General features: G+C 36.3%; 28 protein-coding genes. 17 read left to right on the top strand and 11 right to left on the bottom strand.

Annotated elements, in window-relative coordinates:
• Window positions 1-78 precede the first annotated feature (78 nt).
• The gene (locus FD31_RS04705) at window positions 79-732 is read right to left on the bottom strand and encodes a histidine phosphatase family protein (RefSeq protein WP_057891614.1); all 654 of its coding nucleotides are present in this window, start codon (window positions 730-732) and stop codon (window positions 79-81) included.
• Between the two features lie 109 nt (window positions 733-841).
• On the opposite strand from FD31_RS04705, the gene FD31_RS04700 reads away from it, so the two are divergent.
• The 4 genes from FD31_RS04700 to FD31_RS04685 all read left to right on the top strand — a co-directional run bounded on the left by FD31_RS04700 (window position 842) and on the right by FD31_RS04685 (window position 3,570).
• Window positions 842-1,462, top strand: coding sequence for an NAD(P)-dependent oxidoreductase (locus tag FD31_RS04700; RefSeq protein ID WP_057891613.1), 621 nt, complete (start codon window positions 842-844; stop codon window positions 1,460-1,462).
• Between the two features lie 4 nt (window positions 1,463-1,466).
• Complete coding sequence (locus FD31_RS04695) at window positions 1,467-1,907, top strand: flavodoxin domain-containing protein (RefSeq protein WP_057891612.1); 441 nt, start codon at window positions 1,467-1,469, stop codon at window positions 1,905-1,907.
• 134 nt (window positions 1,908-2,041) lie between these two features.
• Entirely contained in the window at window positions 2,042-2,734 is a 693-nt protein-coding gene (locus tag FD31_RS04690; RefSeq protein WP_057891611.1) for a sunset domain-containing protein, read from the top strand.
• A complete protein-coding gene (locus FD31_RS04685) occupies window positions 2,734-3,570 on the top strand; it encodes a DNA/RNA non-specific endonuclease (protein ID WP_057891610.1) in 837 nt (278 codons plus the stop codon). Before FD31_RS04690 ends, FD31_RS04685 begins: the two co-directional genes overlap by 1 nt.
• Before the next feature lie 31 nt (window positions 3,571-3,601).
• Here FD31_RS04685 and FD31_RS04680 read toward each other — a convergent pair whose 3' ends face one another.
• Window positions 3,602-4,003, bottom strand: a complete 402-nt coding sequence (locus FD31_RS04680; protein ID WP_057891609.1) for a MerR family transcriptional regulator — start codon at window positions 4,001-4,003, stop codon at window positions 3,602-3,604.
• A gap of 278 nt (window positions 4,004-4,281) precedes the next feature.
• Here FD31_RS04680 and FD31_RS04675 point away from each other — a divergent pair, with 278 nt between their 5' ends.
• Window positions 4,282-6,537, top strand: a complete 2,256-nt coding sequence (locus FD31_RS04675) for an L-type lectin family protein (protein WP_057891608.1) — start codon at window positions 4,282-4,284, stop codon at window positions 6,535-6,537.
• A 98-nt stretch (window positions 6,538-6,635) separates the two neighbouring features.
• On the opposite strand, the gene FD31_RS04670 is transcribed toward FD31_RS04675, so the two are convergent.
• The 6 genes from FD31_RS04670 to FD31_RS04645 all read right to left on the bottom strand — a co-directional run bounded on the left by FD31_RS04670 (window position 6,636) and on the right by FD31_RS04645 (window position 11,747).
• Window positions 6,636-6,953, bottom strand: coding sequence for a hypothetical protein (locus FD31_RS04670; protein WP_057891607.1), 318 nt, complete (start codon window positions 6,951-6,953; stop codon window positions 6,636-6,638).
• A gap of 601 nt (window positions 6,954-7,554) precedes the next feature.
• Window positions 7,555-8,544: a tagatose-bisphosphate aldolase gene (gene lacD, locus FD31_RS04665; protein ID WP_201782111.1), complete on the bottom strand. Its 990-nt coding sequence runs from the start codon at window positions 8,542-8,544 to the stop codon at window positions 7,555-7,557.
• Between the two features lie 33 nt (window positions 8,545-8,577).
• Entirely contained in the window at window positions 8,578-9,522 is a 945-nt protein-coding gene (lacC, locus tag FD31_RS04660) for a tagatose-6-phosphate kinase (protein ID WP_057891605.1), read from the bottom strand.
• A gap of 472 nt (window positions 9,523-9,994) precedes the next feature.
• Window positions 9,995-10,510, bottom strand: coding sequence for a galactose-6-phosphate isomerase subunit LacB (gene lacB, locus FD31_RS04655; protein WP_057891604.1), 516 nt, complete (start codon window positions 10,508-10,510; stop codon window positions 9,995-9,997).
• Window positions 10,511-10,530: 20 nt separating this feature from the next.
• Window positions 10,531-10,965 (bottom strand): galactose-6-phosphate isomerase subunit LacA, encoded by a 435-nt coding sequence (lacA, locus tag FD31_RS04650; protein ID WP_057891603.1) that lies wholly within the window; start codon window positions 10,963-10,965, stop codon window positions 10,531-10,533.
• 17 nt (window positions 10,966-10,982) lie between these two features.
• A complete protein-coding gene (locus FD31_RS04645; protein ID WP_057891602.1) occupies window positions 10,983-11,747 on the bottom strand; it encodes a DeoR/GlpR family DNA-binding transcription regulator in 765 nt (254 codons plus the stop codon).
• A 509-nt stretch (window positions 11,748-12,256) separates the two neighbouring features.
• On the opposite strand from FD31_RS04645, the gene agaB reads away from it, so the two are divergent.
• From agaB to ppk1, 9 genes are all read left to right on the top strand, one after another.
• Window positions 12,257-12,751: a PTS galactosamine transporter subunit IIB gene (gene agaB / locus FD31_RS04640; RefSeq protein WP_057891601.1), complete on the top strand. Its 495-nt coding sequence runs from the start codon at window positions 12,257-12,259 to the stop codon at window positions 12,749-12,751.
• A 40-nt stretch (window positions 12,752-12,791) separates the two neighbouring features.
• Window positions 12,792-13,592, top strand: a complete 801-nt coding sequence (gene agaC, locus FD31_RS04635; RefSeq protein WP_057891600.1) for a PTS galactosamine transporter subunit IIC — start codon at window positions 12,792-12,794, stop codon at window positions 13,590-13,592.
• The gene (agaD, locus tag FD31_RS04630) at window positions 13,570-14,415 is read left to right on the top strand and encodes a PTS galactosamine transporter subunit IID (RefSeq protein WP_235805331.1); all 846 of its coding nucleotides are present in this window, start codon (window positions 13,570-13,572) and stop codon (window positions 14,413-14,415) included. Before agaC ends, agaD begins: the two co-directional genes overlap by 23 nt.
• Window positions 14,416-14,433: 18 nt before the next feature.
• Window positions 14,434-14,877 carry a PTS sugar transporter subunit IIA domain-containing protein gene (locus tag FD31_RS04625; protein ID WP_235805330.1) on the top strand — a complete coding sequence of 148 codons (444 nt, stop codon included), beginning with the start codon at window positions 14,434-14,436 and terminating at the stop codon, window positions 14,875-14,877.
• A 324-nt stretch (window positions 14,878-15,201) separates the two neighbouring features.
• Entirely contained in the window at window positions 15,202-15,714 is a 513-nt protein-coding gene (locus tag FD31_RS04620) for a PTS sugar transporter subunit IIA (protein WP_057891599.1), read from the top strand.
• 15 nt (window positions 15,715-15,729) lie between these two features.
• The gene (locus tag FD31_RS04615) at window positions 15,730-16,035 is read left to right on the top strand and encodes a PTS sugar transporter subunit IIB (RefSeq protein ID WP_057891598.1); all 306 of its coding nucleotides are present in this window, start codon (window positions 15,730-15,732) and stop codon (window positions 16,033-16,035) included.
• Window positions 16,036-16,063: 28 nt separating this feature from the next.
• Entirely contained in the window at window positions 16,064-17,482 is a 1,419-nt protein-coding gene (locus FD31_RS04610; RefSeq protein ID WP_057891597.1) for a PTS galactitol transporter subunit IIC, read from the top strand.
• A gap of 449 nt (window positions 17,483-17,931) precedes the next feature.
• Complete coding sequence (locus FD31_RS04605) at window positions 17,932-19,305, top strand: DUF2252 domain-containing protein (protein WP_057891596.1); 1,374 nt, start codon at window positions 17,932-17,934, stop codon at window positions 19,303-19,305.
• 27 nt (window positions 19,306-19,332) lie between these two features.
• Window positions 19,333-21,336 carry a polyphosphate kinase 1 gene (gene ppk1, locus FD31_RS04600; protein WP_057891595.1) on the top strand — a complete coding sequence of 668 codons (2,004 nt, stop codon included), beginning with the start codon at window positions 19,333-19,335 and terminating at the stop codon, window positions 21,334-21,336.
• Between the two features lie 462 nt (window positions 21,337-21,798).
• Here ppk1 and FD31_RS04595 read toward each other — a convergent pair whose 3' ends face one another.
• From FD31_RS04595 to FD31_RS04585, 3 genes are all read right to left on the bottom strand, one after another.
• Window positions 21,799-22,704 carry a proline-specific peptidase family protein gene (locus FD31_RS04595; RefSeq protein WP_057891594.1) on the bottom strand — a complete coding sequence of 302 codons (906 nt, stop codon included), beginning with the start codon at window positions 22,702-22,704 and terminating at the stop codon, window positions 21,799-21,801.
• Between the two features lie 349 nt (window positions 22,705-23,053).
• Window positions 23,054-23,353: a type II toxin-antitoxin system HicB family antitoxin gene (locus tag FD31_RS04590; protein WP_057891593.1), complete on the bottom strand. Its 300-nt coding sequence runs from the start codon at window positions 23,351-23,353 to the stop codon at window positions 23,054-23,056.
• A 24-nt stretch (window positions 23,354-23,377) separates the two neighbouring features.
• Window positions 23,378-23,569 carry a type II toxin-antitoxin system HicA family toxin gene (locus FD31_RS04585; RefSeq protein WP_057891592.1) on the bottom strand — a complete coding sequence of 64 codons (192 nt, stop codon included), beginning with the start codon at window positions 23,567-23,569 and terminating at the stop codon, window positions 23,378-23,380.
• Between the two features lie 220 nt (window positions 23,570-23,789).
• Here FD31_RS04585 and FD31_RS04580 point away from each other — a divergent pair, with 220 nt between their 5' ends.
• The 3 genes from FD31_RS04580 to FD31_RS04570 all read left to right on the top strand — a co-directional run bounded on the left by FD31_RS04580 (window position 23,790) and on the right by FD31_RS04570 (window position 26,732).
• Entirely contained in the window at window positions 23,790-25,103 is a 1,314-nt protein-coding gene (locus FD31_RS04580) for an NEAT domain-containing protein (RefSeq protein ID WP_057891591.1), read from the top strand.
• 397 nt (window positions 25,104-25,500) lie between these two features.
• A complete protein-coding gene (locus FD31_RS04575; RefSeq protein WP_057891590.1) occupies window positions 25,501-26,265 on the top strand; it encodes a threonine/serine exporter family protein in 765 nt (254 codons plus the stop codon).
• A gap of 2 nt (window positions 26,266-26,267) precedes the next feature.
• Complete coding sequence (locus tag FD31_RS04570) at window positions 26,268-26,732, top strand: threonine/serine exporter family protein (protein WP_057891589.1); 465 nt, start codon at window positions 26,268-26,270, stop codon at window positions 26,730-26,732.
• Window positions 26,733-26,762: the final 30 nt, after the last annotated feature.

The following is a 26,762-nucleotide window of genomic DNA, read 5'->3' as shown; positions in this document are numbered from 1 at the left end:
AATAAATCCTCCTCAATGTATGTAGTATTAGTGTACTACATTAGGTTGATGCGTGTATTTTTCGGCAAGAATATTGAATTAGTCAATTAATGATTGGTTATATTTAGTTACCTTATTAACGCCATTGTCACGCTCCATAATTGTTAAACTGGCGTTGGCTGGAATATCATCAATCTTTAAATCAGGTGTCTGGTAACGGATGGCAAAGCCTAAAATCGTGATGCTATGTGTGACTACGAGAATTTTGTCGCCGTCATGAGCAATTCGGTCGAGCTTTTTGAAACCACGTTCAATTCTGCTCCAATATTCATCAGCACTTTCGGCATCATGGAGTGGGTCGGCTTCTTTAACGAAGTCCATCGTGGCGTCGAAACCGTACTTTTTAACGATATCCGTAAAAGTTCTAGCATGATGTGGCTTACCAATAGCAAACCATGATTCGTCAATACTGCGGCCTTCAAAATAACCGTAAAATTGTTCTCTGAATTCTGATAATTCTTGTGGAATTAAATTATTTTTATTTCGTCTAGTAATGATTCTAGTTGTGTCGACAGCTCGTTTCATATCTGACGTAACGGCGGCCGCAAAGTCAACGTTTCTCAATGCTTCAGCTGCTTTTTGGGCAACTTCAACGCCGTCATTGGTTAGGGGAGTATCGGACCAGCCCTGCATTTTTTCGTATTCGTTATACCAAGTTTTACCGTGTCGTACAAAATAAATTTGATATGCCATAATTACGCCTCCCAGCACGATAAGTTTACTATATTGAAGCCATATTCTTGGTCATTTTGCTTGAGAATATGTAAAGTTATCTTGTCGAAAGAATTTGGAGGTATTAATTATGAAGGTAGCTGTTATCGGAGCCAATGGTAAAGAGGGTTCTTTGATTGTTAAAGAGGCATTAAATCGCGACTTAGACGTTACATCAATTGTGCGTGATGCTAAGAAATCACCAACTGACAAGTATTTGGTACGTGATGTTTATAGCTTACAAGCTGACGATATTAAAGATTTTGATGTATTAGTAGATGCATTAGGATTCTTTGGCCCAGCGGTCAAAGAGTATGTTCCTGCAACGCAACATTTGATTGAAATTATCGGTGACTCAAAGACAAGATTATTGGTTGTCGGCGGTGCTGGATCATTGTACCTTGATGAGAATCATACAAAGCAACTCTATCAACAAGCAGACTTCCCAGAAGCTGTTAAACCTTTGAGTGAGGAAATGGGTAAGTCATTGGATATATTGCGTGATAGTAATATTGATTGGACATTCATCAGTCCGGCAGCCGATTTTCAAGCAACTGCCAAACGAACTGGTAAGTATGTTCTAGCTGGTGAAGAATTAACTTTTGATGCGAATGGTAAAAGTGAGATCAGTTACGCTGATTTTGCCATTGCGATGGTCGATGAAATTGTTGAGGCCAAGCACTCTCGAGAACGTATTAGCGTAAGGTGGTAATTAAATGAAGATACTTTTAACTTATACTAGTTTGACTGGACGTAATGAAGAAATAGCCAAATATTTGGCTGAATATTTAAAAAGTAAAGGTGCTGATTTGGATTTACAACAAATCATTGATACGGATGCCTTTAGCTTAACTGATTATGACGCCGTTATAGTCGAAACTTACACTTACCATGATGGTGAAGTTCCTGATGAAGCTCAAGATTTCTATGAAGATTTAGCAGACGTCAATTTGGATAAAACTAAATTTGCGGTTCTAGGTTCGAGTTCGAAGACACATTTGCACTTTGGCCGGGCAGTTGATTATTTCACGATGCAACTGAACTCTAGTAATGGGGAACAAGTGGCTGATTCAGTGAAGATTGATCGTGATCCGGATGAGGATGATTATAAACGTGTTGAGACTTTGGGTGATTATGTTTTAAAGAGTCTAAAATAGAATGTTAAATTACGAAAATATCGAAAATTCTCATGAATTTTCGATATTTTTATTTATGAGAGCATTTTTTGCCTTGTTTATAAAAATTATCTCCGATAACATGAAACTATAAAATAGTTAAGGGGGCTAGGGGAATGGCGAGTTTTATATCATTAGTGGCATTTGGATTTTTAATCTATTTTGCTATTAAAATGTTCAAAGGTCGCAAGTTAAAGTCTACAGATCGAGCTAGTAAGAAACTGAAAAAACGCAATCGGATTGGTTTGATTGTTAGTATCTTAGTATTTTTTATTGCTGCAGGTATAGGGGGCAGTAATGAGGAGACCACATCGAAACAATCAAGTAGTGCTGATACGACTAAAGTTGTTAAGAAACAAAAATATATCGGTAAAGATAAGTACAACATTGCTAAGAAGGAAAACGTTGCTTTACTAGCTAAACAAAAAAAGTTACAGGATCAAGAAGATAAACTTCAAGATCAACAAGACCAAATAGCTAGTGATGAGGCAGCGGCTAAGCAAAAAGAAGCCGAGCAACAAGCTGCCGCCCAAAAGCAACAAGAGGAACAGGCCAAAGCAGCTGAAAAACAACAAAAAGAGGCTGCCGCTCAACAGAAACAACAGCAAGAACAACAGTCACAACAAGCTTCATCTCAGACACGTGGGGATATGAATACGTCTGATTCAGGAACAATTGTTGGAAATGCTAATTCCCACATTTACCATGTACCTGGTCAAGCCGGTTACAACATGAATTCATCTAATGCCGTTTACTTCCATAGTGAACAAGAGGCTATTGCTGCAGGTTATAGGAGGTCGAAGAGATAATGAAAAAATTAGTTAAATTTTTAGTGCTATTATCCTTAGTTCCTGCCACAACTGCAGTAACAACGCAAAGTCAGGCGGCAACGAAGAGTAATGTTAAAACTGAATATGTCAAAAATTATTCTTATCAAAAGAAAGCTAAGAAGTTAGTTACTAAGAATAAAAAATTGAAGAAATCCATCGCTAAGTTGCAACAAGAAATTGCCGATAAACAAAAGGCTGTCGATCAACACGAAAACAAGCCAACTCAAACGGCAGATAATACTGATTTAGCTAATATGGATTACAATGGCACGCAAGAAATTGTTGTTAATAACAATAATCCGAAGTTTTCTGATGAAGATTTGAGTACTGCTAAAGGTGCTTGGCAACAATATGGGGACCTTGATAATCTCAACCGTGTAACAGCAGCAAATGCCTTGTTGAATGTTTCATTAATGCCCACAGCTAAACGGGAACCACTTCATTGGAATCCAACTGGTTGGCACAACAAGCGTATCAGTGGGGGCTGGTTATACAATCGCAGTCACTTAATTGGTTATCAATTGACCGGTCAAAATAATAATCCTAAGAATTTAATGACTGGGACTCGTTCATTAAATAGTCCAGAAATGTTAGCTCATGAAATGGATATTGCTTATTATTTGAAACAAAGTAGTTCTAATTACATCAGATATCGTGTGACACCTGTTTTCCGTGGAGATGAATTATTACCTCGAGGTGTTCAAATGGAAGCTCAATCAATTGGTAATGATTCAGTTCATTTCAATGTTTATATCTTTAATGTCCAAAATGGCGTTACGTTAAATTACAACGACGGAACAAGCCAAATAGGGTAAACAAAAAAGACGATCAATTGATCGTCTTTTTTTAGGTGTTAAATCTTCTAGCAGCACTTAAACTGTCTGTCTTTTGACCCTTCATGATTTTTTCCTCAAACTTGATTTTACTCTCAAGTCGCTGTAATCGTTCAGAAGATTCTTCAATATCCTGTTGAGCTTTTTCATATTGATTTAAAAGCATCTCGTGACGTTTTCTCAATGCTGCAGGACCGGTCTTTTGGCTTAGTTGAATATAGGCTTGAATTTCAGAAAGTGAAGAACCTAGTTCTCGTTGAAATTTGATTCCTTCAAGCCATAAGACAGCTTCACTATCAAAAATTCTTTCGTCATCAACATCGCGTCGTAAGGAAGGAACCATGCCAAGGTCACAGTAATAGCGAATAGTTGGGACAGTTAAATCAACTTTTTTACTTACTTCAGAAATTTTCAAGAGTGATCACATCCTTTGCAATGAATAAATTTTTTATCAAGACAAAGGATAGCATGTTTTTTCACAAGTGAAGGTTACAAAATGTTGTAAGAACTTGAGACGGAAACGTTTGGCCTTGCGTTAGTAGGAAGGTGTTGGACAGATAAATACAGAATGTATAAAAATACCTAATATCAAATATTTAAAAATAAATGTGCATATTTTGAGATTGATTTTTAAATATTTGATATTATATGTGCTAATAAGTGGTATTAGTATATTGAAAGAAAGGTATGTTTATGCTATTTTGGGGAATCCATCATAAATTGTTATTCGCATTATTCATGATTATTGATTGTTTAATGATATATTTGATATTTAATTTTACCATGACAAATGTTCTAGCAGATCCATTAGATAAAGAGGATTTTGAAAATGCATTGAATACGGCACCTCGAGGATTAGATATTGATTCACCAGCATTTAAGCTAGGTACATTTGATGGGAATGAAGCTAGAGTGCTTCGGAGAAATGATGATCCTAATGATCGTTCTGGAGTTTTGAATGTTACCAGTAATACTAATCAAATTGGGGCAATATGGAGTAATTTTGCGGCTGATAATTATTTTGATATGGATAAAACGCAAACTTTATCGATGTGGTTGTACTTTGGTCGTCCTTTTGGAAAAGATCCATTAGAAGTTGGGGATGGGATGTCTTTTGTACTGCAAAATGATCCTAGAGAGTATGGGGCCATATCAACTTATGATGGAAAACCCGCTGTAGGTGAGACTCTGGGTGTTTGGGGAGCTGATTTTGATAATATTCTCCACGATGGTAGTTTCGTTACAAGTAAGGACATCGCAAAAACTGCCATTCAAAATAGTTGGGCTTTAGAATTTGATACATTCATAAATCAACTGAAAATGTATACTCAAATTAATGGTAAGGGTGTTTCTTTCGATATGGATAAACAGGGACAACATATGGGGAATAGTTATCCAGGTGATCCATCCACATATAGACCCGAGAACTCAGCAGATGTTGGAAGCAATGGTCAAAGGAAACAATATTTTGTGTTGAATCATGGTGAAGGTTTTCAATTTATGAAGCTAACTAATCACGATTGGAATCACATGACTGTAAAATGGGATCCGTCAACAAAAGAATTAACGTATTGGCTTTATGATAAAAATTTAGATGGAACATCTGTTGGAACAATTTACACCAAAACAATTAAGTTAAATCTTGATGAATTTAATTTTAAGACTTCGGATCATAGGTTGCACTGGGGATTTACAGGAACAACTGGGCAATTTACGGAGAACAATCTAATTGTTTTTGAATCAATTCCATCATTTATTAATGCAGAATCACATGTGACAATTGACAATCTTACTTCTAATAAGCCTGTCAATGCGGGAGATAGTGTACGTCCAGGGGATGCGTTAGATTTCAATTATCAATTAAGCTATACCAGTGGTACAAAGGATTGGAAAGATATTTTAGCTAATCTTAATTTACCTAAACAAGTAACTTTTAGTTCCGGCGACATAATATATGACGATGGATTAGAGCCTGAGCATATAAATGCAAGCGAACTGAATAATGGTAATTTACAGCATGTTTTAAAGGAAAGTCTGAATAGCACTCATCCTAATGCCAAAATTATTCTTCATACGATTGTAAATTCTGTCAAAACGGATACATTTGTTGGAAAACAACACGCTTCATTTAAAAGTGACAATTTTATTATTGATGATGATACTCCTAATTTTAAAATAGCTGTTGATTCACTGATGATTAGTACAGATCCATCTGGAACAATTACTTATCCTAATATGGATACCATTTCTGATAATGTACTGATAGATGGATCAGTTTGGTATGGGGCTGGTTATGGCATAAATTATAATAATATTACGGTTGATAGTTCATTAAATGATGAACAAAATGACACGATAAAATGTACCCAAAAGGATATTCAAACAGCCGGATTCAATTTGAATATTCCCAAAGATAAATTACATAAGGGGACCAATATACTGAAAGTTCAGGCAGTCTCTACTGTTACTAATAATGGTGTAACAGTGGTTTTAAAGTCCAAAGAACTCCAAATAGATATTGAAGTAGGTGGTAGCCTGAAATTTGGGGATGTTAGTAAGAATGTTGCATTTAAATCAGTGAACGAGGGGTATAATAATCAAATAGTGCCAAGACAAGATGGATGGAAAGTTGAAGTTATTGATGGTCGCAGCAGTGAAAGTAGTTGGACTCTTCAAGCAGAAGCATCGAGGCTGATTAATCCGGATTCTAAAGAAGAACTCAATGGTGAAATGGTTTATAAAGATAATTCTGGAAAACTTTTGACATTGACTAATCCAACTAATATTTATACCAATACTAAAGATACAGATTCCAGTCAGACAATAGATGTTGTTAAATCATGGAATAATAACGTAGGTATTTTTCTTAGATTGAATCATAGTAATTCGAGTGGCCAATACTCGGGAAAGATAACTTGGAGTTTGTTAGACGGCATTCAAAATGTTTAAGAGTAACCTACGAAAAATAATCTTTTAATAATATCCTTAAGGGATTACAAAAAAAGGCATAGATGAATTTTGTAAACAAAATTTATCCATGTCTTTTTTTAGTTGTTCTTAGATTTTGAAGTAATTCTCTTATAAATTGAATTAATAATAAAGGCTATCACAACTATCATAAAGGCAAAGGTGACGACCGTATTAATATAGTCAAGATTAGCTGGTAATGTGACAAAATTCATTAACGTTATATAAACGCAATAGATAGCGATAAAAGTTAGTAGGATTGTATCAGCAGTCCAAACCTTAGCTTTATCACGATGTGAGTATTTCGAAATCATATAAATAATGTAAATGACAATTAGTAGAACAGCGACCATTGAAGTGATAGCGTTTCTGGCCAGTTCAAAGTTAGCAGGAACCATTTGATTTTTACCCCCAGATAAAATATCTAAAAAATGTTTTTTTGATGCCGTCTCCAGAGCTGGGAAATGTTTTAATGGCTGTGCGGACTGACTCGGGCCAAGGTCTCGAGTCTCGGTTTGAAGCCTTGCAAGCAAGTCTCCAAACACGCCCGGTGGTGTAAGAGCTAAAGCTCTAACGCCACTTTCATTGCCATTAAATATTTCCCAGCTCTTCCGACTAGTGTATTAGTGATGGTTTGATGGATATCTATCGAAGAGAATGATATCCATCAAGAGGAATACCTTATCAACTATACTCGTTATTACCAAATAATATAATATAGAAGAAAAAAATACACTAGCCGGAGGGAACAAGGAGGTAAACCAGCAGTGGCGGTGGTGTTAGTGCTTTAGCACTTACAGCACAGGACGTATTTTGAAATTCGCGATTTTTGCGAAGTTCAAAATCGAGATCGGAGACCTTGGCTCCGGTCGGTCCTCACAGCAGGTTTAACCCCCTTGTTCTCGGAGGCGGAATACAAAAACTGGCTTCTCCTGAACAAAAAGATTGTCCAAGAAAACCCAGTTTATTCAAAGTACGTAATTTTTTTAAAGTTTTAAATTAGTCTTTCGAAACTTTTTCTTTCCATGAAGTTGCAGTTTCAGCAAGAACTTCGTTTAATTCTTCAATGTTCTTCTTACCTTGATCGTTCATCCACTTCTTACCAGCTTCTTCACCGTCTTTAGCGAATGGTTCGATAGCGCCTCTCCATGTGGCACGTCCACATAGAACACCGTTGAACTTAGCATCAGCATCTTTAGCTAGGTGTAGTTCATCTCTGAAGGCTTGTGCTGTAACACCGGCACTCAAGAAGATGTATGGCAAGTTTGTAGCATCACTTTGTTCCTTGAAGTACTTGATAGCTTCATCCTTTGTGTAAACAACAGGGTTGTCGCCGTTAAATCCTTCAACGTAGTCAAGGTTAATAGGAACTTCAACCTTCAAAACATCAATGTGATATTGTGGCTTTGAGAATTCCTTCATAGCTTCGATAACCTTGTGTGGCTTTACCTTAGCATATTCGGCACTCTTAACGTCACCGATTGAGTCATCGTATGTAACCAATTCAACGAAGAATGGGATATCTTCAGCAACACATTCGTCACCGATTCTTTCTACGAAGGCTTCTTTTTGATCAATGATTGATTTATCTTCATCTGGATCGATGTAAAGCAAGAACTTGATTGAGTCGGCTCCGGCTTCCTTCAAACGACGTACTGACCAGATTGAAATCAAATCAGGTAATCTACCTGGTTCAGTAGCATCGTAACCAGTCTTTTCGTATGAAACTAATAGACCTGAACCAGCAGCTCTTAATTTAGATGCTGGAAGACCATATTCTGGGTCCAATAGGATTGCTGAAGCATAAGGTGTCAATTCTGAAGAAATCGCTTTCTTGAATTCGACAATATCTTCCTCATTAGCTGGCTTGTTTGCGGCTGCGGCTAACATTTTCTTTAGTGAACCACGTTGGTCAATAGCAAGAGCTGCAATAACTCCGTTCTTGTCAGACATTTTTTCTAGTGCTGCGTACTTTTTTGGTGTTGTCATATACATTCATTCCTCCGAATAATAAATTAAACATTAGTACTTAACTATGTCTACCTGTTCAAAATAATCTTTATACTGACTAATGTCAATATTTCCAGTCTTTTCCTGTAAAGTATTTAGGATGCCGACTGTCATAGCTCTTTTCATAATATCTTCTGGTTTTTCATCTTTAACCAAACCTGCGGCTAAACCAGCTACAGTAGAATCGCCTGATCCAACAGGGTTAACGGCGTGAATTTTTGGAATATTTACTTTGAAGAAGTTATTTTGGTATTTAACGAATGCGCCCTGTGAACCGAGTGAGACTACAACCCAAGGAATTCCTTGGAAAATTTCTTCGGTTGCTAATTTTTTCTTCAAGTCGTTCAAATCACTGATTTCTTTACCAATTAATTGAGCGATTTCATCTTGATTAGGTTTGATCATGAATGGTTTAACATCGCTTTCTAGAGCCAAACGTAATGCTTCGTTAGAACTGTCTAGAACAACGGGAACATTATGTTTAGCAGCGACATGGACCATCTTAGAATAAAGGCCTGTTGAAAGACCTTGTGGCAAGCTACCAGAGATTGTTACTAATTTGAAACTACTTACTTGATCGTCGAAATGTTCTAGAAAATCATTTTCGTCGTCTTTTGAAAGGATAGGACCTGCTTCAAGAATTTCAGTTTGATCACCATTATCGTGTAAAATAGCGATACAATTCCGAGATTCTTGACTAATTTTCATGAAAGCGTGATCGATGTCATTTTCATCAAGTTGATTTGTGATAAATTGGCCGATTGTTCCACCAATAATTCCTGATGCTGTGACATCAACGCCAAGTTGCTTGAGAACCCTTGTAACGTTTAATCCCTTACCACCAGCTGTCTTGGAAACATCCTTAACACGATTGACGGTATCAATATTTAGATGTTCTAGTGGATAGGAGATATCAACTGAAGGATTCATTGTGATTGTTAAAACTGAATTACTCATTGTGCGGACCCCTTTGTTAAATTTAAAATAGTCTGTTTCAGGCCATTAAAAATGGGTTCTACGAAATAAAACCTCTCAGAGTTAGTCCAGCTTCATGCACTGTACCAATAGTTCAGTGCATGAAGCCGGGCTAACTTTTTTCATTTCATATAGCCCTTGATGAGTTACACAATGGCAGCTCACTTTTTGTTTTTAATATTTTTGATTTTAATTGGAAGGTTAGAGTTGGTGTGTTGGCAATGGGTTTTTAGACCATATGCTGGCAGTGGCTCTAAAACGAGCTCCGCAATGGCAACTCCTTCCGCTTTTCATAGACTTGTAAATCACACGCAAGTTCGGCGTGTAATTCACAAGTCTACNGCAACTCCTTCCGCTTTTCATAGACTTGTAAATCACACGCAAGTTCGGCGTGTAATTCACAAGTCTACGAAAATGCTCGGGAGCTAACCGCCATTGCTCCGCTCTCTGCTATTTAGTCGTGATAGAATCCTTCGTCCCATAGCTTCATTTCGTGGTCATAGAAGTGTGGATTGTCATGTTGTTCTGGGTTGTCTTTAGATTCAACGGCATCAATCTTCTTAACAAGATCGTCGTCTTCACCTAGATAGTCAGCAGCAAGGAATGTCTTAACGATTTCTTCAGCTAGATGTTCACCGACAACGGCACCACCGAAACTGATAACATTTGCATTTAAGTGTTCCTTGGCATACTTAGCAACGGTTGTATCAGCAACTAGGGCAGCACGAACGCCTTGGTTCTTGTCTGCGGCTGTTGAAATACCAACACCTGTACCACAAAGTACGACACCATAGTCGGCTTTGCCATCACGTACTAGGTTAGCTACACGTAATCCGTAGATAGGGTAGTGAGTTCTTGTGTGGTCGTATGTACCAACATCAATAACCTTGTGGCCCATAGCCTTTAACATTTCTGAAATCTTGATTTTAGTATCTGTAACAATATGGTCGTTTCCTAATGCAATAATCATAAATTAATTCCCTCCTACTATTAATATAGTTTTTCCAACATGTCCAAACGGATTTGGTGACGTCCACCAGCGTAATCAACACCTAAGTATTCATCAACGATTGATTCAGCACGTTTCTTACCAACAATTCCAGCACCGATAGCAATAGCTTTTGCACCGTTGTGTTGTGTTGTCATGTGGGCTGTGTTTTCTTCAGTAACGTTAGCTGTTACCATGCCATGAATCTTATTACTTGCCATAGCTGAGCCTGTACCGTATTCATCAAACATGATTCCACGATCTGTTTTGCCATCAAGTACGGCGTGAGAAAGTTCAACTGATGAATCAACGAAGTCAGCAGCTGGTTCTTCTGAAAGATCTACAATTTCGTAGCCTTTGCCTTCATTTTCAAGATAATCCTTGATGTAGTTCTTTAATTCAAATCCTGCTTTATCTGAAGCTAATGCGATTTTCATAAAATGAATCCCTCCAATTATTTGGTAATGAGTCTTACATATTGTTGATAATAATCGATTGTTTCCTTTGAAGTGCTCTTGTTAGTCACAAGGTAATCTACATCGTCCAAACTATAGAAAGTATAGAAATCATTACGATTTAACTTGTATTTATCAGTTACGATGTATTTCGTCTGCGAGTTATTTAAAGCAACGCTTTGAATTCGACCTTCTTCAGTGTTGGCAGTCATAATTTGAGAATTTTGAATACCATTAACACCGACGAATGCTTTGTCGAATTTCAATCCACTCACAGCGTTGCTTGCCAAAGCACCAATTAATGTTCCTGAACGGCTACGATAAATTCCACCGGCTAAAATTAATTCACAATTGAGATCTGAATTTTTAAAGCTTTCAAAGACAGGAATACTAATTGTCACGACCCTCAAAGAATTAATATCTTTTGTAATGTTTTGAGCAATCAATTCAAGCGTTGTTCCTGGACCGATAAAGATAGTATCGAAATTTTCGATTTGGTTAGCTGCCAGTTTAGCTATTTCTTGTTTTTCCTTAATATGGACCTGACGTTTTTCCACATGAGAAGCTTCCTCTAATGGAGAAACACTAACTTTTTGAGCTCCACCGTGAATCCGGATCAACTTGCCAGATTCTGACAACTCTTCAAGATCACGACGGATGGTCATATCAGAACAATTCAATAATGTAGTTAAATCGTTAACAGTAACGATATCGTTCTTATCTAATTCCGATAGTATCTTTAGAAAGCGTTCTTTCTTTAACAAAAGATCACCTCTTTTTGTTTACTATTGTTCGTTACAAACATAATTTAGCATCTGTTTGTTTGATTGTCAACATATAAAATGAATCAACAACGAATAATGTATGCGCTTCATATGAAACTGAAAATTATTAAAAAATAACTGGTATTAAAGGCAAAAGCTGAAAATTGTAATTAAAGTAAATGATAATTAAAACTGATTTCAAGCGATTTAGGACTGATGTTAGTCACTTTTCTTAAAAAATAATCGGCTTTATTAAGAATAAGTGGTTCTTTTTTAGGAAAACCAAAGTTTTTTTTATTTCACAAATAATTTTTTTAAAAGTTTTTACTGGTAGTAGGCGTTGGGGAGACGTGGTAGAAGATAATTGTGAAACCATTAGCAAACATTGACATACCTCTTCACTGGAATATAATGAAAGCGTTATCAAAAGTAAACAAAATAACACAATAAAAAACAAAACCAAAAACAAATAAGTTTTGGTTACGTTTAACGGAGGGGGGTGAAAAAACATGGCTGCAAATATTTTATTAACTCGTATTGATAACAGATTAGTTCACGGACAAGTTGGTGTAACTTGGACAAAATCTTTGGGAGCTAACTTAATCTTGGTTGCTAATGATGATGCTGCGGGCGATGAACTTCAACAGAAGTTGATGTCAACAACTGCTGATTCATCAGGTGCAGGTATTCGTTTCTTCACATTAGAGAAGACTATTAAGATTATTAGCAGAGCTGCTGATAGACAACATATCTTCATCGTTGTTAAGACACCTGCTGATGCACGTACTCTAGTTGAGGGTGGTGTACCAATCAAAGAAATAAACGTTGGTAATATGCATTTTGCTCAAGGCAAGACTGAAGTTACCAAGAAGGTTTATGCAGATGCTAAAGATAAAGATGATCTTTTAGCTTTAGCAAATTCTGGAGTTAAGATTTATATTCAAGATTACCCAGGGGACAAGCAATATCCTATTACTGACGATCTTTTGAGCAAGGTTGAATAATGGTTATAATTTTTCGAACTTATTTACGGGGGTGAACTAAGTGACGATTACATTAACTCAAGGAATCCTGATTGCCGTATGGGCAATGGTAGCTGGACTTGATTGCTGGTTACAAGCATTCTATATTTTCAGACCTATCATCGTATGTACAATTACAGGATTAATATTAGGAGATTTGCAGTTGGGTGTTATTGCCGGTGGACTTACTGAATTAGCCTTTGCCGGACTAACTCCAGCTGGTGGTACACAACCACCAAATACAGTACTATGTGGTATTATGACCGTCGTTATTGCTGCTACTAATAAAACGGCTCCAACAACTGCAATTGGTCTATCATTACCATTTGCTATGCTTATGCAATATATTCTTTTGTTCTACTATTCATCATTCTCACTCTTCATGTCAAAATTTGACAAATATGCTGAAGAGGGAAATGCAAGATCATTTAAGCGTTTGAATTATATTCCGCTTACTATCGTTGTATTGTCATTCGGTATTGTTGCATTCTTAAGTGCCTATGCTGCTCAAGCACCAATGCACCAATTAGTTACATCAATGCCACAATGGTTAACACATGGTTTTGAACTTGCTGGTGGTATTCTTCCAGCTGTTGGTTTTGCTATGTTACTAAAAGTTATGTTGAAAGCTCAATACTTCCCATATCTTTTAATCGGATTTGTTATTGCTTCAATGATTCCATTTAGCAACGTTTTACCTGTTGCTTTAATTGGTGTCGTATTCGCTATGATTGAATACTATAGAAGTCGTAAAGACGCAAAAGTTGAAGCTAAGATGAAAGAACTTGAGACGAAAGGTGATGACATGGAAGATGGTATCTAAAGTTGAAGATGTAAAGTCTGATAAAAAAGACACAAAAAAGAAGAGTTTATTTACTAAGCATGAAATTTCCATGTTAGGTATCCGTTCGAACTTGGTTCAAGCATCATTCTCTTATGAACGTATGCACGCTCCAGGCTGGACATGGGCCCAACTCCCATTTTGGGAAAAGATTTACAAAGATGATAAACAAGGCTTGAAAGATGTTATGACAGATAACATGGAATTTATCAACAGTTCACCACCTTTGTATCCTATCCTTATGGGACTTCTACTAACAATGGAAGAAGATCACGTTGATCGTACAACTATTAAAGGTTTGAAGAATGCCTTATTCGGTCCTATGGCTGGTATTGGTGATGCCATTTTCTGGTTCACTATTATGCCTATTACCGGTGGTATTGCAGCTTCAATCGCTAAAAATGGTAACGTTCTTGGACCATTGCTATTCTTTGCAGTCTATGTATTCTTGTTCTGGTCACGTATTCCATTGGCTCACTTAGGATACAACCTAGGTACTAGAGCTATCGATGTTATTGAAGATAATTCAAAGATTATTTCACACGTTGCATCAATTCTTGGATTAACTGTTATCGGTGGTCTAATTGCTTCATACGTTAAGATGTCATTAGTAATCAAAGTTGGTACAGGCTCTGGAGCAATTAGTCTTCAAAAGCAATTGTTGGATAAGATTTTTCCAAATCTATTACCATTTGCCTTTGTATTCTTCCTATACTGGTTATTAAGAAAGAAAGTTAGCCCTATTTGGTTAATTGTGCTTACTTTCGTACTTGCTATTTTAATGTCAGCAATTGGCTGGATGTAGTTAGGAGGTAATTAGTTAGTGGCTGAAATTAATCTAATTGTAAGTGGTCATGGTGGATTTGCTTCTGGTATGCAGGCAGCACTTCATTTATTAAGCGCGATTCCAGATAATTGGTCTTTTATAGACTTTAAGGAAAGTATGTCAGATAAAGATCTACAAAAAGAATTTGAAAAAGTTATAAATAATAAACCTGATGGACAATTCGTTATGTTTACTGATTTAGCTGGAGGTACACCGTTCAAGGTTGCTGCTGCTTTATCATACAGTAATAAAAATATTCAAACTGTGTCTGGATGTAATCTTGGCTCATTACTTGAATCGATTTATTCAACATATGATAGTTCCGATGATATGGCCGAAAAGCTTGTGTCTATATCCAAAGAAGGTATACAGCATTTTACTATGGATGATAGTGATTCAACTTCGACTAATGCCAGTGACGAAGAGTCAGACGGTATTTAAATAAAAAATGACAAACTCGTTAATGAGCTTGCCATTTTTTTGTGTAATAAAAAGCGAATGTATCTTTTTGTTTATTATAGTTTGTTACAAACAAAAAGAACATTTTTGTAAATAATAAAAGATCATTTTATTAAAAAATAATATGTAGGTCTACATTTCCTATCATTCAGTTATATGTAAACGTATACATCTGTGTTCCTTGCCCCATAAGGGATGTACTATTTATAAGTTTATAAATTTATAAATAGTATTGACATATTTTGTGCAAGCGTTTACTATCGTTCTTGTAAACAAAAACAAACAAACGGGTAGGTGATGGTGTTAATGGGTGAATTAGCTACTGATGAACTATTTAGCGAAAACGAAGTTTATATTTCAAAAGCTTCAACACAAGAGGAAGTGTTTCGCGAAATAGCCGATTCTTTATTAAAGAAAGATCTTGTGACTAAAGACTTCATTAACAATTTATTGGAACGTGAGAAGAACTATCCAACTGGGATTGATATGTCAGTCGTATCACCAAAGATACCAAACATAGCTATTCCACATACGGAGAGCGAATTCGTTAAAGCACGAATGATTGTTCCTATTAAATTGGATAAAGAAATTTCTTTCCATAATATGATTGATCCATCGAAAGAATTTCCAGTGAAATTTTTATTCATGATTTTGAATAATGATCCAGAAGGCCAATCAAACATTTTGGCACAGATCATGGACTTCATGGCTCGTACTTCAGAAAACGAGCTTGTACCATTCTTCAAGAGTGATGATTCTAAAGAGATTTATTCATTCTTGAACCGTAAATTTACTAAATATGCAAAGAGTAATGAATAAAGGAGAGTGTAAATTATGTTCAAAATTTTAGCTGCTTGTGGTGCCGGAGTTAACTCAAGTCACCAAATCAAAGATGCGTTGGAAACAGAAATGAGCAATCGTGGATACGATGTTCAAGCTGACGCCGTTATGGTTAAGGATATTACTGAAGATATGTTGAAGGATTACGATCTATTCACACCAATCGCTGCCACAGATCTTGGATTTACACCAAGCTGCCCAGTTATTGATGCTGGTCCTATCCTATATAGAATGCCTGCTATGGCCAAACCTGTTTATGACCAAGTAGAACAAGCTATTAAGGACAGTGGCAAGGCATAAAAAAGGCTTCATCTAGGGGGAAACGGAAATGTCAGGAATTATTGATTTTGCCAACGCGATATTCAAACCGTTAATTGATCTTGGTGCCGCACCAATGATGTTAATCGTTTTGACAATTATCGCCTTGATTTTTAGAGTTAAATTCTCTAAAGCTTTGGAGGGTGGTATTAAATTAGCCATCGCTCTTACCGCTATCAGTGCCGTTATTGGATTGTTGACAACAGCCTTCCAAGACGCATTGAATGCGTTTGTTAAGTCAACTGGTATTCAACTATCAGTTACTGACTTAGGTTGGGCTCCACTTGCTACTATTACTTGGGGTTCACCTTACACATTGTTCTTCTTGCTAGTTATGGTTATCGTTAATATCGTTATGATCGTAATGGACAAGACAAATACACTTGATGTTGATATTTTTGATATTTGGCATCTAGCTTTCGTTGGTTTGCTAGCTATGTTCTTCGGCGCAAACTTACTAATCACTACAATTCTTGTTATCTTTATTGGTGTTTTGAAGATTATCAACTCAGATTTGATGAAACCTACTTTTAATGATCTATTACATGCACCAGCTTCAAACCCAATGACAACAACTCATATGAACTACATGATGAACCCAATTATCATGGTCTTTGATAAACTATTTGATGTTATCTTCCCATGGTTAGATAAATTTGACTTCGATGCCGCCGCATTGAACAAGAAGATTGGATTCTGGGGAAGCAAGTTCGCTATTGGTATTTATTTAGGTATCTTTATTGGTTTACTTTCACACCAAGGTGTTAAAGAAATCTTTACATTATCATTTACAGCTGCTTTCTGTTTGGAACTATTCTCACTTATCGGTTCATGGTTTATCGCCGCTGTTGAACCACTATCACAAGGTATTACAGACTTTGCTAACAAGAAACTTAAGGGTCGTACAATGAACGTTGGACTTGACTGGCCATTTATCGCCGGACGTGCTGAAATCTGGGCTGCTGCTAACGTTCTAGCACCTATCATGCTTCTTGAAGCACTTGTATTACCTGGCAACAAGATCTTACCTTTAGGTGGTATCATCGCCATGGGTGTTACACCAGCTTTGCTAGTTGTTACACGTGGTAAGATTATCCGTATGATCGTTATTGGTGCTATCGAATTGCCTCTATTCCTATGGGCAGGTACATTGTCAGCACCTATGGTTACAGCTACAGCTAAGAAACTTGGCGCATTCCCTAAGGGTCTTGCATCAGGTACAATGATTTCTCACTCAACTATGGAAGGTCCTGTTGAAAAATTCTTGGCTTACTTAGTTGGTAATGCTTCAACTGGTCAAATTAAGTTTATTCTCTACGCTGCATTAGCACTTGTTGCATACCTATTGATCTTTATCTGGTACGCACAACAAATGAAGAAGAGAAACAAGATTTATGCTGACGAAGCTGCTGCTAAAGCTGCTAAATAGTATATAAGTTTTAAAAAATCCCGAATGTTGTATTCGGGATTTTTTTTGCTTTGTTTTAGAACGTAATTGCATTAGACCTGAAACTTGAGGTCTATTTTTATATTTGTATTGAATCTTTTAAATATAGTTCAAACTTTTGTCGGATATTCGAACGATTTATAAATTTTTGTTTGGTGGATTAACAATAATATAAAAAAGTTAGTAGTAAGGAGTAAGTATCAGTAGACACTGAAAGCGACGCACACTACACGACGTGTTTGCTCCTTTCTGGAGATGATATATTTCCTTAAACATTGTGTATTTTAAGTTAATATTTAGTTATAAAAGATAACATTTTAGTCATACTTAAAATATATATTTTAGTATAGTAAACATTAATGTAAAAAATGATGAAAGCTGGCAGTTATCCGGGCTAGCTATTGTATAATGAAACTGAGGAGATGACCGGTATGAGCAGAACACCATATACTTTTCAAGATACTGATGCTTTTAAAAGTACGGAACAATTAATTATCAGAGGTCGCTTTTTTGCGACAACTGTTTCCGATAAATTTGATCAGTTTGAACCTGAAAAAAGAAATATCCACAAAATCTTGAACATCAAAAATAAGCTTTTAGTTCCAGAACTTTTGGCAGTTAAGCGGGAAAGAATGTCGAAGTCACTCTTTGCATTTTTCCGCGGAACGGTTGATGTGATGCATTATGACTTATCACGTAATGAGAATAGTGGCATCAAAGTTTTAGTTGGTGGTGACGCCCATCTCGGTAATTTCGGATTTTATGGTTCTTCAGAAGGACAATTGCTCTTCGATATGAACGATTTTGACGAAGCTCATTTGGGTCATTGGGAATATGATTTAAAACGCTTGTTGGTTAGTGCGCTGATTGTGGCCCGTGCACATGGCTTCGTTGAAACTGACGTTCAGGAATTTTTGTTGACGGTAGTTGATACTTATTTTGATACGCTAAAACACATGACAAAAATTTCCGAAATGAAACGGTTTATTTTACCAAATACGCTCCAAAATATTACCGAGATATTTGGTATGCTAAAGGACAATGAGGAGTACTTCCAAGAATCATTCAATAATATGATTGCGAAGAGTATTAAAAAAGCTCAGAAGAGTAATTCGCGACTAGTTATTGAAAAATATACTGAGTTGAGTGCGAGCGGTGAACGTCGTTTTGTTGAAAATAAACCCGTAACGCAACATATCAGTGAAAAAGATTATAAGAGTGTCGTTGACGGTTATAAGCGGTATAAGAAGAATCAACGCAGTGATGTCAGACTATTTTTGGAAGATTTCGACATTATCGATATCGTCCGTCACAGTGTTGGTGTAGGGAGCGTGGGGACTCTTTGCTACTTGATCTTGCTACAAGACTTGGATAGTAACTACTTAGTGCTTCAAGCTAAGCAAGCTTTACCAATTTACAACGATGACAAACTTTACTCTGATGATGAGGTTAGTCAGGGACAAAATATTGTTAACAGTCAATTGATTTTGCAAAGTGCCTCCGATCCATTCTTAGGAGCCTTCGATACTAAGAAATATAGTTTTTATATGCGTCAATTCAAGGATATGAAGTCATCCATCAACTTGGATAAATTAGATTTTGAATCGTTTGAAGACTATACAAAGGTTTGTGTCATTCTACTTGCCAGAGCCCACTCACATTCACCAAACTACCCATTGATTATTGGATTCGGTGAAGAGTATGCGGATATTGCCAATTCTTTGATGAACTTTACTAATAGTTACGTCAAACAAGTTGAATACGACTACGAATCATTTAAAAAAGAACAGAGGGATGAAGGATAAATATAGGAATGAAGGTTAATTAGCTATATGAAGGATAAATATTATAATAGGGATTTAAGTTGGATATTATTTGATAATCGAGTTATTGATCAAGCTTATGATGAAAATGTTCCGTACTTGGAAAAACTCCGCTTTTTAGCCATTGCCTCAAACAATTTGGATGAATTTTTCCGTGTCAGAATGCACAATATTCATACGATGGTTAAGCAAGATAAATCAGAGAAACGGACTGGTTTGTCTGGAGAAGAAATTCTCAGTTTAGCTTATGAATTCAATAATCGAAATATTGAAAAACAATATGTTGCCTACAAATCATTAATGAAAGAGGCTAAGGAAACTGGTCTCTTTAAATTAATGAAGTTCAAAGATTTAAATGATTCAGAAAAGAAATATGTCAAAAAGTTTTATAATAAGAAAATTTTGCCAAGACTAGATATGCAGCGTTTTATGAAGGGATTCAAGTATCGTCGAAATTTGAATTTGCTGATGGAAACGCCTAATTATGTTTATACTTGTCCAATTCCAGAGGATCTTGGTCGCTTGATTGAAACCGGCGTCGATAATCACTACATTTTAATTGAAGATGTAATTCGTCATTGTTCATCTGAGATGATTCGAAAATATAAAATTTCTAAGTTCTATGTTTTCCGTGTCACTTATGATCAAAACAAACCGTATGACTTTTTGGATGAAAAATTGACTGATGAAGAATACCTTAACAAGATGATTAACTATGTCGATACACGTGATTTAAGAAAAATTACGCGAGTTGAATTCTCTGACAATGGCGACAAAAAGGGTCGAGAATATTTTGCTAAACTACTCGATATTAGTAAGAAGAGTGTTTACAAGATTCCTGGTCCCGTTGATTTGAAGTTCCTTGGTAATATTTTCAAGCTTTATAAGAATCATCCTGATTTAGTCTTTCCACCGTTTGACGCTTTACAGTGGAATAAGTCTAACAATATGTTGCAATACTTGGATAAATCACCAATTTTTGTACAATATCCATATGATTCATTCCAGGTTTTTATTGATTATTTGGAAACAGCAGTCAATGATCCTAAGACAACTAAAATTTGTATTACGATTTATCGGACTGAAAATAATTCGGAGTTATTGCGTCTGTTGAAAGAAGCATCTGCTAAAGGGATTGATGTTACAGCAGTTGTCGAGTTGCGTGCTCGTTTTGACGAAGTTCATAATATTGAAGTGGCTAAGATTCTTCAAGAGGCTGGCGTTAAAGTTTTATTTGGAGACAAAATCAACAAAGTTCATTCGAAGATTTGTTTAGTATTGCATGCCGATAATACTGGTTATGTTCAAATCGGGACAGGTAATTACAACGCTATAACGGCCAATGTCTTTTCTGATGTCAGTTATTTTACTAGTAAACAAGATTATATTGATGACGCCACGAAATTCTTCCATTATTTGATAACAGGTGAAAAGTTGCCTTATAAGTATTTGACAGCTTCACCTAATGGAATAAACGATATGGTCATTGCCAATATCAAACGAGCTACTGAAGCTTACAAACGTGATGGTCAAGGTGAGATCTTCATGAAGGTTAATGGGTTAACCGATGTTGATATCATTGATGCAATCTATGATGCGGCTAAAGAAGGCTTGCCATTTAGAATGATTGTTCGTGGTCCATGTTCGTTGAAACTAGGTATTTGTGGTCCCAAAGAAAATATTCGAGTAAAGAGTATTGTTGGTGAGTTACTGGAACATAGTCGGATTTTTAAGTTCCAATATGGTAGTGATCACACCGATGTGTGGATCTCATCAGCCGATATGATGACGAGAAATCTTGAGCGTCGGGTAGAAATTGCGGTTCCTGTGATTGAAGAAAAACCTAAGCGCCAATTGTTGAAGATTATTAAGATGTTCTGGAAAGATACGGAAAATTCTTATCATCTAACAGATGAAGGAAACTATGTGAAAATCCATGAACGTCATGGAATCTCTGCTCAACAAACTTGGCTGGAACGTCTCCAATATCGGAGATACATTCATACAAAGTAAAAGTACGTAAAAAATCCTTCAAAATTAATTGAAGGATTTTTTTGTTGTGTTGAATTTAGTTTTTTTATATTGGCGGTGGCTCTGAAACGAGCTACACAAGGGCAACTCCTTCCGCTTTTCATATCTTTGTAAATCGCCCGCAAAAACGGCGTGCAATTCACATAGTTACGAAAATGCTCGGGAGATGACCGCCCTTATTCCACTCTCTAATCAAAACGAGCTACGTAGGCCAATTTCTTCCGCTTTGCCTAACTTCCCAAATCATCCGCAAAGAACACGAATAATTCGTGAAGTCATGCAAATGCTCGGAAATTCTCGGGCCTACTCCGCTCTCTAATTAAAACGAGTTACACAAGGGCAACTCCTTCCGCTTTTCATAACTATGCAAATCACACGCAAAAACGGCGTGCAATTCACATAGTTAAGAAAATGCTCGGGAGCTGACCGCCCTTGTTCCACTCTCTAGTCATTAAAATTATCATTTTCAACATCTTTGATAAATGTCTTCAAATGATCAAAGTAAACAGGGGCATTATCAATCATGTGATGGTGGCCACCGTTTGGTGTTGTTACTAAGCGTGCATGCGGGATTTCCTTTTGCATAATCTTAGCTGTTGGGATAGGCATTGTTTCGTGTTCACCAAAAGTAATCAAAGTTGGAACGGTGATTTCTTTAAGGTGTTTTCTGAAGTGCCAGTCTTTTAATTTACCTGTGATAACAAATTCATTGTCACCTTGGAATGTATTGTAAACAGGAATACCTGTTGTATCAACCAAGTGTCTGATAGCCTTTGGTTGTTTACGGTCAACGTATTCTGCATTCAAAACATCAACGTAACTTTGGTATGTAGGGTCAGATAGATTATTGTCAGCTTCGACTTTTTCCATGTATTTAACTTTGTCAGGACCTAAAGTATCCAAACGACATTTGTTAATATTCTTTACATAGTCATCAATTTCGTCGACCATACTTGAGATGATAGCACCTTTAAGATGTTGTCCATATTTAGCAGCGTACATTTGAACTAAAGCACCACCCCATGATTGTCCAATGAGGTAGAAATTATCTAGTCCAAGTTTTTGTCTAACTTCTTCAACTTCTTCCAAGAAATAGTCGTATGTTAGATATTTCTTAGCAATTTCGGGATCGCTGTAATCTGGTTGATCTGAGTACCATGAACCTAATTGGTCATAGAAAGTAACTTGAACGCCTAGATCAGCTAATTCATCGCCAAAGTTTTCCCAATATTCATGGTTTCCGCCGGGTCCACCATGAAGGCAAAGCAATTTGATGTCACCATGACCTTGGGTGTGGGTCCATAAATGGTAACCATTGTCTAAAGTAAGGATTGTTGTTCCTTGTTTCATAAAAATTCACCTTCCTGCAAATGATAACTATAAGTATATATCTAACTCTTAGCTTATTTCAAATAATCTATAATATTACTTTAATAATTCTAATGTAAAATTTATTTTATGTTTTCTGAAAGTTGCAGCCGACGTGTTTGTGTTTACCCGTACGGTGGGACCGGATCGAACCAAGGTCCCGGGCCTCGATTGCGTGAGTAAATGCACACACGTCAGCTATTTTAACTGTTATATTTTTTGTGATTTAAAAATTGAAACTAATTGGTCTAATGATTATATACTTGTTCAAATAACACGATTTCAAAAATTGATAAAAATAAAAAGAATCGCTCGGTTGAGTGATTCTTATTTAATGTATTGTATTTTTAATTTTTGCTTGAGACTTAATGTGTTCTAAATCGACACTTACGAGATTAACGGTTGAGTTAGGGTTACTTGTTCTAAGTTGGTTCAAATCAGAAGGAGTTGGTAATTTTTCTAGTTCATAGAGCGATAATCCTAATGTTTCAGGGGCACGTTCTAGAGCTTCAGCTAGACTATTTCCATAAGTTAAAGCATCAGGAACGTCTGGAAATGTCACGCTATAAACCCCCGGTTTGTTGGCAGTATCGTCAAAAATTGCAGGGTAAACAATTAATCTCTTTTTCATATGATATTCTCCGTAAATTTAGAATTATTTTAGGTCAGCTTGTTTTAAAATTAAATTGTAGGTTCCAAGAGGTATATTATCTTTTAGTTCTGAATATGCGACAGTTACGAACTTTCCTTTACCATTTGTTAAGCGATGATGATCACCAACAATTCTTATTTCATAGAAGCCGTGTTCGTTGAGTATTTTTAAAACATCTTTAACAGTGTGTTCCATAGGATTGACCCCGCTAATAATATAAGTTGTGAGATGTTATAAAGCAACCGATTTGATTATTTTTGTTAGTAATTAAAGGATAAAAGGACGACAATTAGTTTCAATCCCAAGGTAAAGATAGAAATTAAAAAATGATTTTATATAATGAGAAAGATATCGTAATATTTAAGTGTTCAAGATAATTATGATAAAATTGGTATATGTTAAAAGGGGCGATACGATGAAGAAATTACTAATTAGTCTATTGTCTGTGGGGATGCTTTTGGGAATACTTAGTGGAACCGGAGTAAACAACTCGAGTTCACCTAACTTAATAGAAGAAACAGTTCAAGCAGATTCGACAAGCAATAGTAAAACAATAAATTACGAAGTTTACAAAGAAAATTCAAATTCACTTTCACCAATGAATGCACTATTTACGAAGAGTGCTACGATTACGCCAAATGATGATGGAACTTACAAGGTTACTGTCACTGGCCGCGGGACTAATTTGAGTGATTTGGATGTATCTACCATTGATGGTCAAACGCCAAAAATTTCAAATGGTAGTAATAATCAGAAAAATATTAGTTTTAATGTAAATAGTTTAGATGATTTGGATAAAGATATTCCAGCTACTGTCCAAACCAAAGTTTTAAATTTAAATGTTGATCAACAAAATGTGACGTTTAAGTTTGACTTGAGTTCGATGGACTCTGATGGCAATAATTCTTTTGCGGATAGTTTGAATAAAATTACCCATGCGGAAAACAATATTACCAATAGTTTGAATAATGCTAAGAGCATTGTCAGTGATTTACAATCCAATAGTGGCAATGACAACATTATTTCTACACCAAACGATGATACGACAACTAATTCAACAACAAATAATAACAACAATAATAATAGTAGTAATACCGATCCTAAAACAATTTTAAAAGAGCTAACTTATAAGATTGCAAAAAATAATGGGGACGGTTCGTTGATTTCACCATACTTCACTAATACTGCCAAAGTTATGCAAAATCCTGACGGCACATATTACGTAGAAGCAACGATTAAATATCCTAAGAAATTTGGAACGAATGCTTTTGAAATCAATTCAATGAATAATCAAAAACCTTTCAACGTTAGTTTTAGAAGTGAAGGCGACAGTAACTACATTACGTTCGATTTCCCAATTAAAAAACTAACCGACTTGAGCGATTTGATACCCGGCGATATCACGATGAATATTCCTGATTTTGGATTGAACAAAGACCTAGGTTTCGATTTGAATTTTGACGGTCTAAATCCATCCGATTTATCAAACTTAATGAGTGGAACAGACACATCAGGTTTATCAGATTTGATTTCCAGCTTAGGTAACATTAGTGATCTTGGAGATGCTAAACCAACAACAGCATCGAATGACAATCCAGTTAAGAAAACTGCCAGTACGTTACCACAAACAGGGAATACCACAAATTATGTTTTAGTAGTTATTGGTGTTCTGGTGTTAGGTTTGACGATTGTTTTGTTAAAAGGTACTTATTTCAAAAAAGCTAAATAATTTTTAGTATAGAATCTATCATGGAGAAAATCTGTGGTGGATTTTTTTATTATCCAAAATAAATGTTCTGAAAATAAAGATTTCTTTTAAGTAAGCAATATTATTAAAAACAGCAAAAGAGTACAAATAATCTAGTCTGCGAGTGCGAGAAATTGGGGCAGCAATGCAGGTGGCGTTAGGGCTTTAGCCCTTACACCACGGGACGAGTTTTGAGATTCGCGTACTTTGCGAAGCTCAAAATCGAGCTTGGAGACCTTGGCTCCGAGCGGTCCCCATAGCAGCCTCAATTTCTCGCACTCGCAGACGGCATACTAAAGAGATTTATTTTGCTTTTTTTTGGCATGATAATGTGTTAATAATATTCTAACGATTAAATTAGCTACTTGGAGGCACCATTATGGGGGCTATCAGTGAACGTGATATTGTCACTCTTTGTGGTCAAGTGGGTACAATTCTACTAGAGAATGGTGCCGAAACGGCTCGAGTTGAAAATACAGTTGAATATATAGGAAGAGCTGCGGATTTACCGGTTGTTTGTCACGCGACAATGACTGGTATTTTTGTTAGTTCGGAAAAAAGTGCGACCACCAGAATTTTTAAAGTGCGGGTGGGAGATTTTAATTTACAAAAAGTCGATGAGATCAATACTTTATCTAGGGCTTTTACTAGTCATGAAATCACCTTTGAAAAATTAGGTGAGGAGGTTGAACGAGTTGATAAGGAAACGCTCGACTTCTCTTGGTTAACGAAATGTTTTGGTGCTGGATTAGTGTCAATGCCGCCAATGTTGTTATTCAAGGCAACTTGGGGTGATTTAGGATTGGCTTTCTTCGTAGGAATTATTGGTTACGTGGCTTCACAATATGTGGGTCATCATACGAAAATACCTTATATACCAGTTGCTGTGGGGAGCTTAGCTATTAGTATGTTGGCACATATTTTGGGGATTTCGGGTATTGCACACGATGCTAACTACATTATTATTAGTGCTCTAATGCCATTAGTTCCGGGAGTGCCAATGACCAACTCCTTACGTGAAATTATTGAAAGAAATACTATTTCCGGCTTAGTTCGGGCGACGGATGCCATTATGTCAGGTATCTCGATTGGTAGTGGTGTTATTATCGGTCAAATTGTTATCAAAACGTTGTTGGGAGGTTAATCATGTCAGAAATTGTTTATGGATTCATCTTTGGCTTCTTATCAAGCGTTGGTTTTGGCATTATTACCAATAATCCCCGGCGAACGCTGATTCCAGCTGGTCTAGTTGGAGCGATTGCCTGGATTGTCTACATTGTTGTCGGTTGGTACAATCATGGATTGATCATGCCCAATTTGATGGGTGCTGTTGTGATTGGTATATTGGGAAATTTGTGTGCCATTTTAGTGAAAGCACCGGTCAATATTTTTTACGTTCCTTGTTTAGTTTCATTAGTTCCGGGAGCTATTTTGTATGATAGTATGCGTAATTTTACATTGGGACACGATAGTTTGGCAGCTTATGGTTTTGTCAAAGCTTTAACAGTGGGGATGTCGTTAGCCATTGGCTTCATTATTGCGGAAGTGATAGCTAATAAATTGTATCCACCAGTTAAGCGATATTTGGCTAAAAGAGAAAAGAAGCAGTAATTGATAGATGCCACCTCCAGGAACAAGAAA

Source organism: Companilactobacillus nantensis DSM 16982 (assembly GCF_001435815.1).
In the GTDB taxonomy this organism is placed as follows: domain Bacteria; phylum Bacillota; class Bacilli; order Lactobacillales; family Lactobacillaceae; genus Companilactobacillus; species Companilactobacillus nantensis.
Note: the sequence above shows the minus strand (reverse complement) of the source record. Positions and strands in the feature narration are given on the sequence as shown.

Coding starts and splice junctions, on each gene's coding strand:
- FD31_RS04615 (WP_057891598.1), top strand. CDS start 15,730: ATGTTCAAAATTTTAGCTGCTTGTGGTGCCGGAGTTAACTCAAGTCAC.
- FD31_RS04685 (WP_057891610.1), top strand. CDS start 2,734: ATGAAAAAATTAGTTAAATTTTTAGTGCTATTATCCTTAGTTCCTGCC.
- FD31_RS04570 (WP_057891589.1), top strand. CDS start 26,268: ATGTCAGAAATTGTTTATGGATTCATCTTTGGCTTCTTATCAAGCGTT.
- FD31_RS04705 (WP_057891614.1), bottom strand. CDS start 732: ATGGCATATCAAATTTATTTTGTACGACACGGTAAAACTTGGTATAAC.
- agaB (WP_057891601.1), top strand. CDS start 12,257: ATGGCTGCAAATATTTTATTAACTCGTATTGATAACAGATTAGTTCAC.
- FD31_RS04595 (WP_057891594.1), bottom strand. CDS start 22,704: ATGAAACAAGGAACAACAATCCTTACTTTAGACAATGGTTACCATTTA.
- lacD (WP_201782111.1), bottom strand. CDS start 8,544: ATGACAACACCAAAAAAGTACGCAGCACTAGAAAAAATGTCTGACAAG.
- FD31_RS04675 (WP_057891608.1), top strand. CDS start 4,282: ATGCTATTTTGGGGAATCCATCATAAATTGTTATTCGCATTATTCATG.
- FD31_RS04605 (WP_057891596.1), top strand. CDS start 17,932: ATGAGCAGAACACCATATACTTTTCAAGATACTGATGCTTTTAAAAGT.
- FD31_RS04580 (WP_057891591.1), top strand. CDS start 23,790: ATGAAGAAATTACTAATTAGTCTATTGTCTGTGGGGATGCTTTTGGGA.
- FD31_RS04575 (WP_057891590.1), top strand. CDS start 25,501: ATGGGGGCTATCAGTGAACGTGATATTGTCACTCTTTGTGGTCAAGTG.
- FD31_RS04585 (WP_057891592.1), bottom strand. CDS start 23,569: ATGGAACACACTGTTAAAGATGTTTTAAAAATACTCAACGAACACGGC.
- FD31_RS04590 (WP_057891593.1), bottom strand. CDS start 23,353: ATGAAAAAGAGATTAATTGTTTACCCTGCAATTTTTGACGATACTGCC.
- agaD (WP_235805331.1), top strand. CDS start 13,570: ATGACATGGAAGATGGTATCTAAAGTTGAAGATGTAAAGTCTGATAAA.
- lacB (WP_057891604.1), bottom strand. CDS start 10,510: ATGATTATTGCATTAGGAAACGACCATATTGTTACAGATACTAAAATC.
- FD31_RS04620 (WP_057891599.1), top strand. CDS start 15,202: ATGGGTGAATTAGCTACTGATGAACTATTTAGCGAAAACGAAGTTTAT.
- FD31_RS04610 (WP_057891597.1), top strand. CDS start 16,064: ATGTCAGGAATTATTGATTTTGCCAACGCGATATTCAAACCGTTAATT.
- FD31_RS04690 (WP_057891611.1), top strand. CDS start 2,042: ATGGCGAGTTTTATATCATTAGTGGCATTTGGATTTTTAATCTATTTT.
- lacA (WP_057891603.1), bottom strand. CDS start 10,965: ATGAAAATCGCATTAGCTTCAGATAAAGCAGGATTTGAATTAAAGAAC.
- ppk1 (WP_057891595.1), top strand. CDS start 19,333: ATGAAGGATAAATATTATAATAGGGATTTAAGTTGGATATTATTTGAT.
- FD31_RS04695 (WP_057891612.1), top strand. CDS start 1,467: ATGAAGATACTTTTAACTTATACTAGTTTGACTGGACGTAATGAAGAA.
- FD31_RS04670 (WP_057891607.1), bottom strand. CDS start 6,953: ATGGTTCCTGCTAACTTTGAACTGGCCAGAAACGCTATCACTTCAATG.
- lacC (WP_057891605.1), bottom strand. CDS start 9,522: ATGAGTAATTCAGTTTTAACAATCACAATGAATCCTTCAGTTGATATC.
- FD31_RS04700 (WP_057891613.1), top strand. CDS start 842: ATGAAGGTAGCTGTTATCGGAGCCAATGGTAAAGAGGGTTCTTTGATT.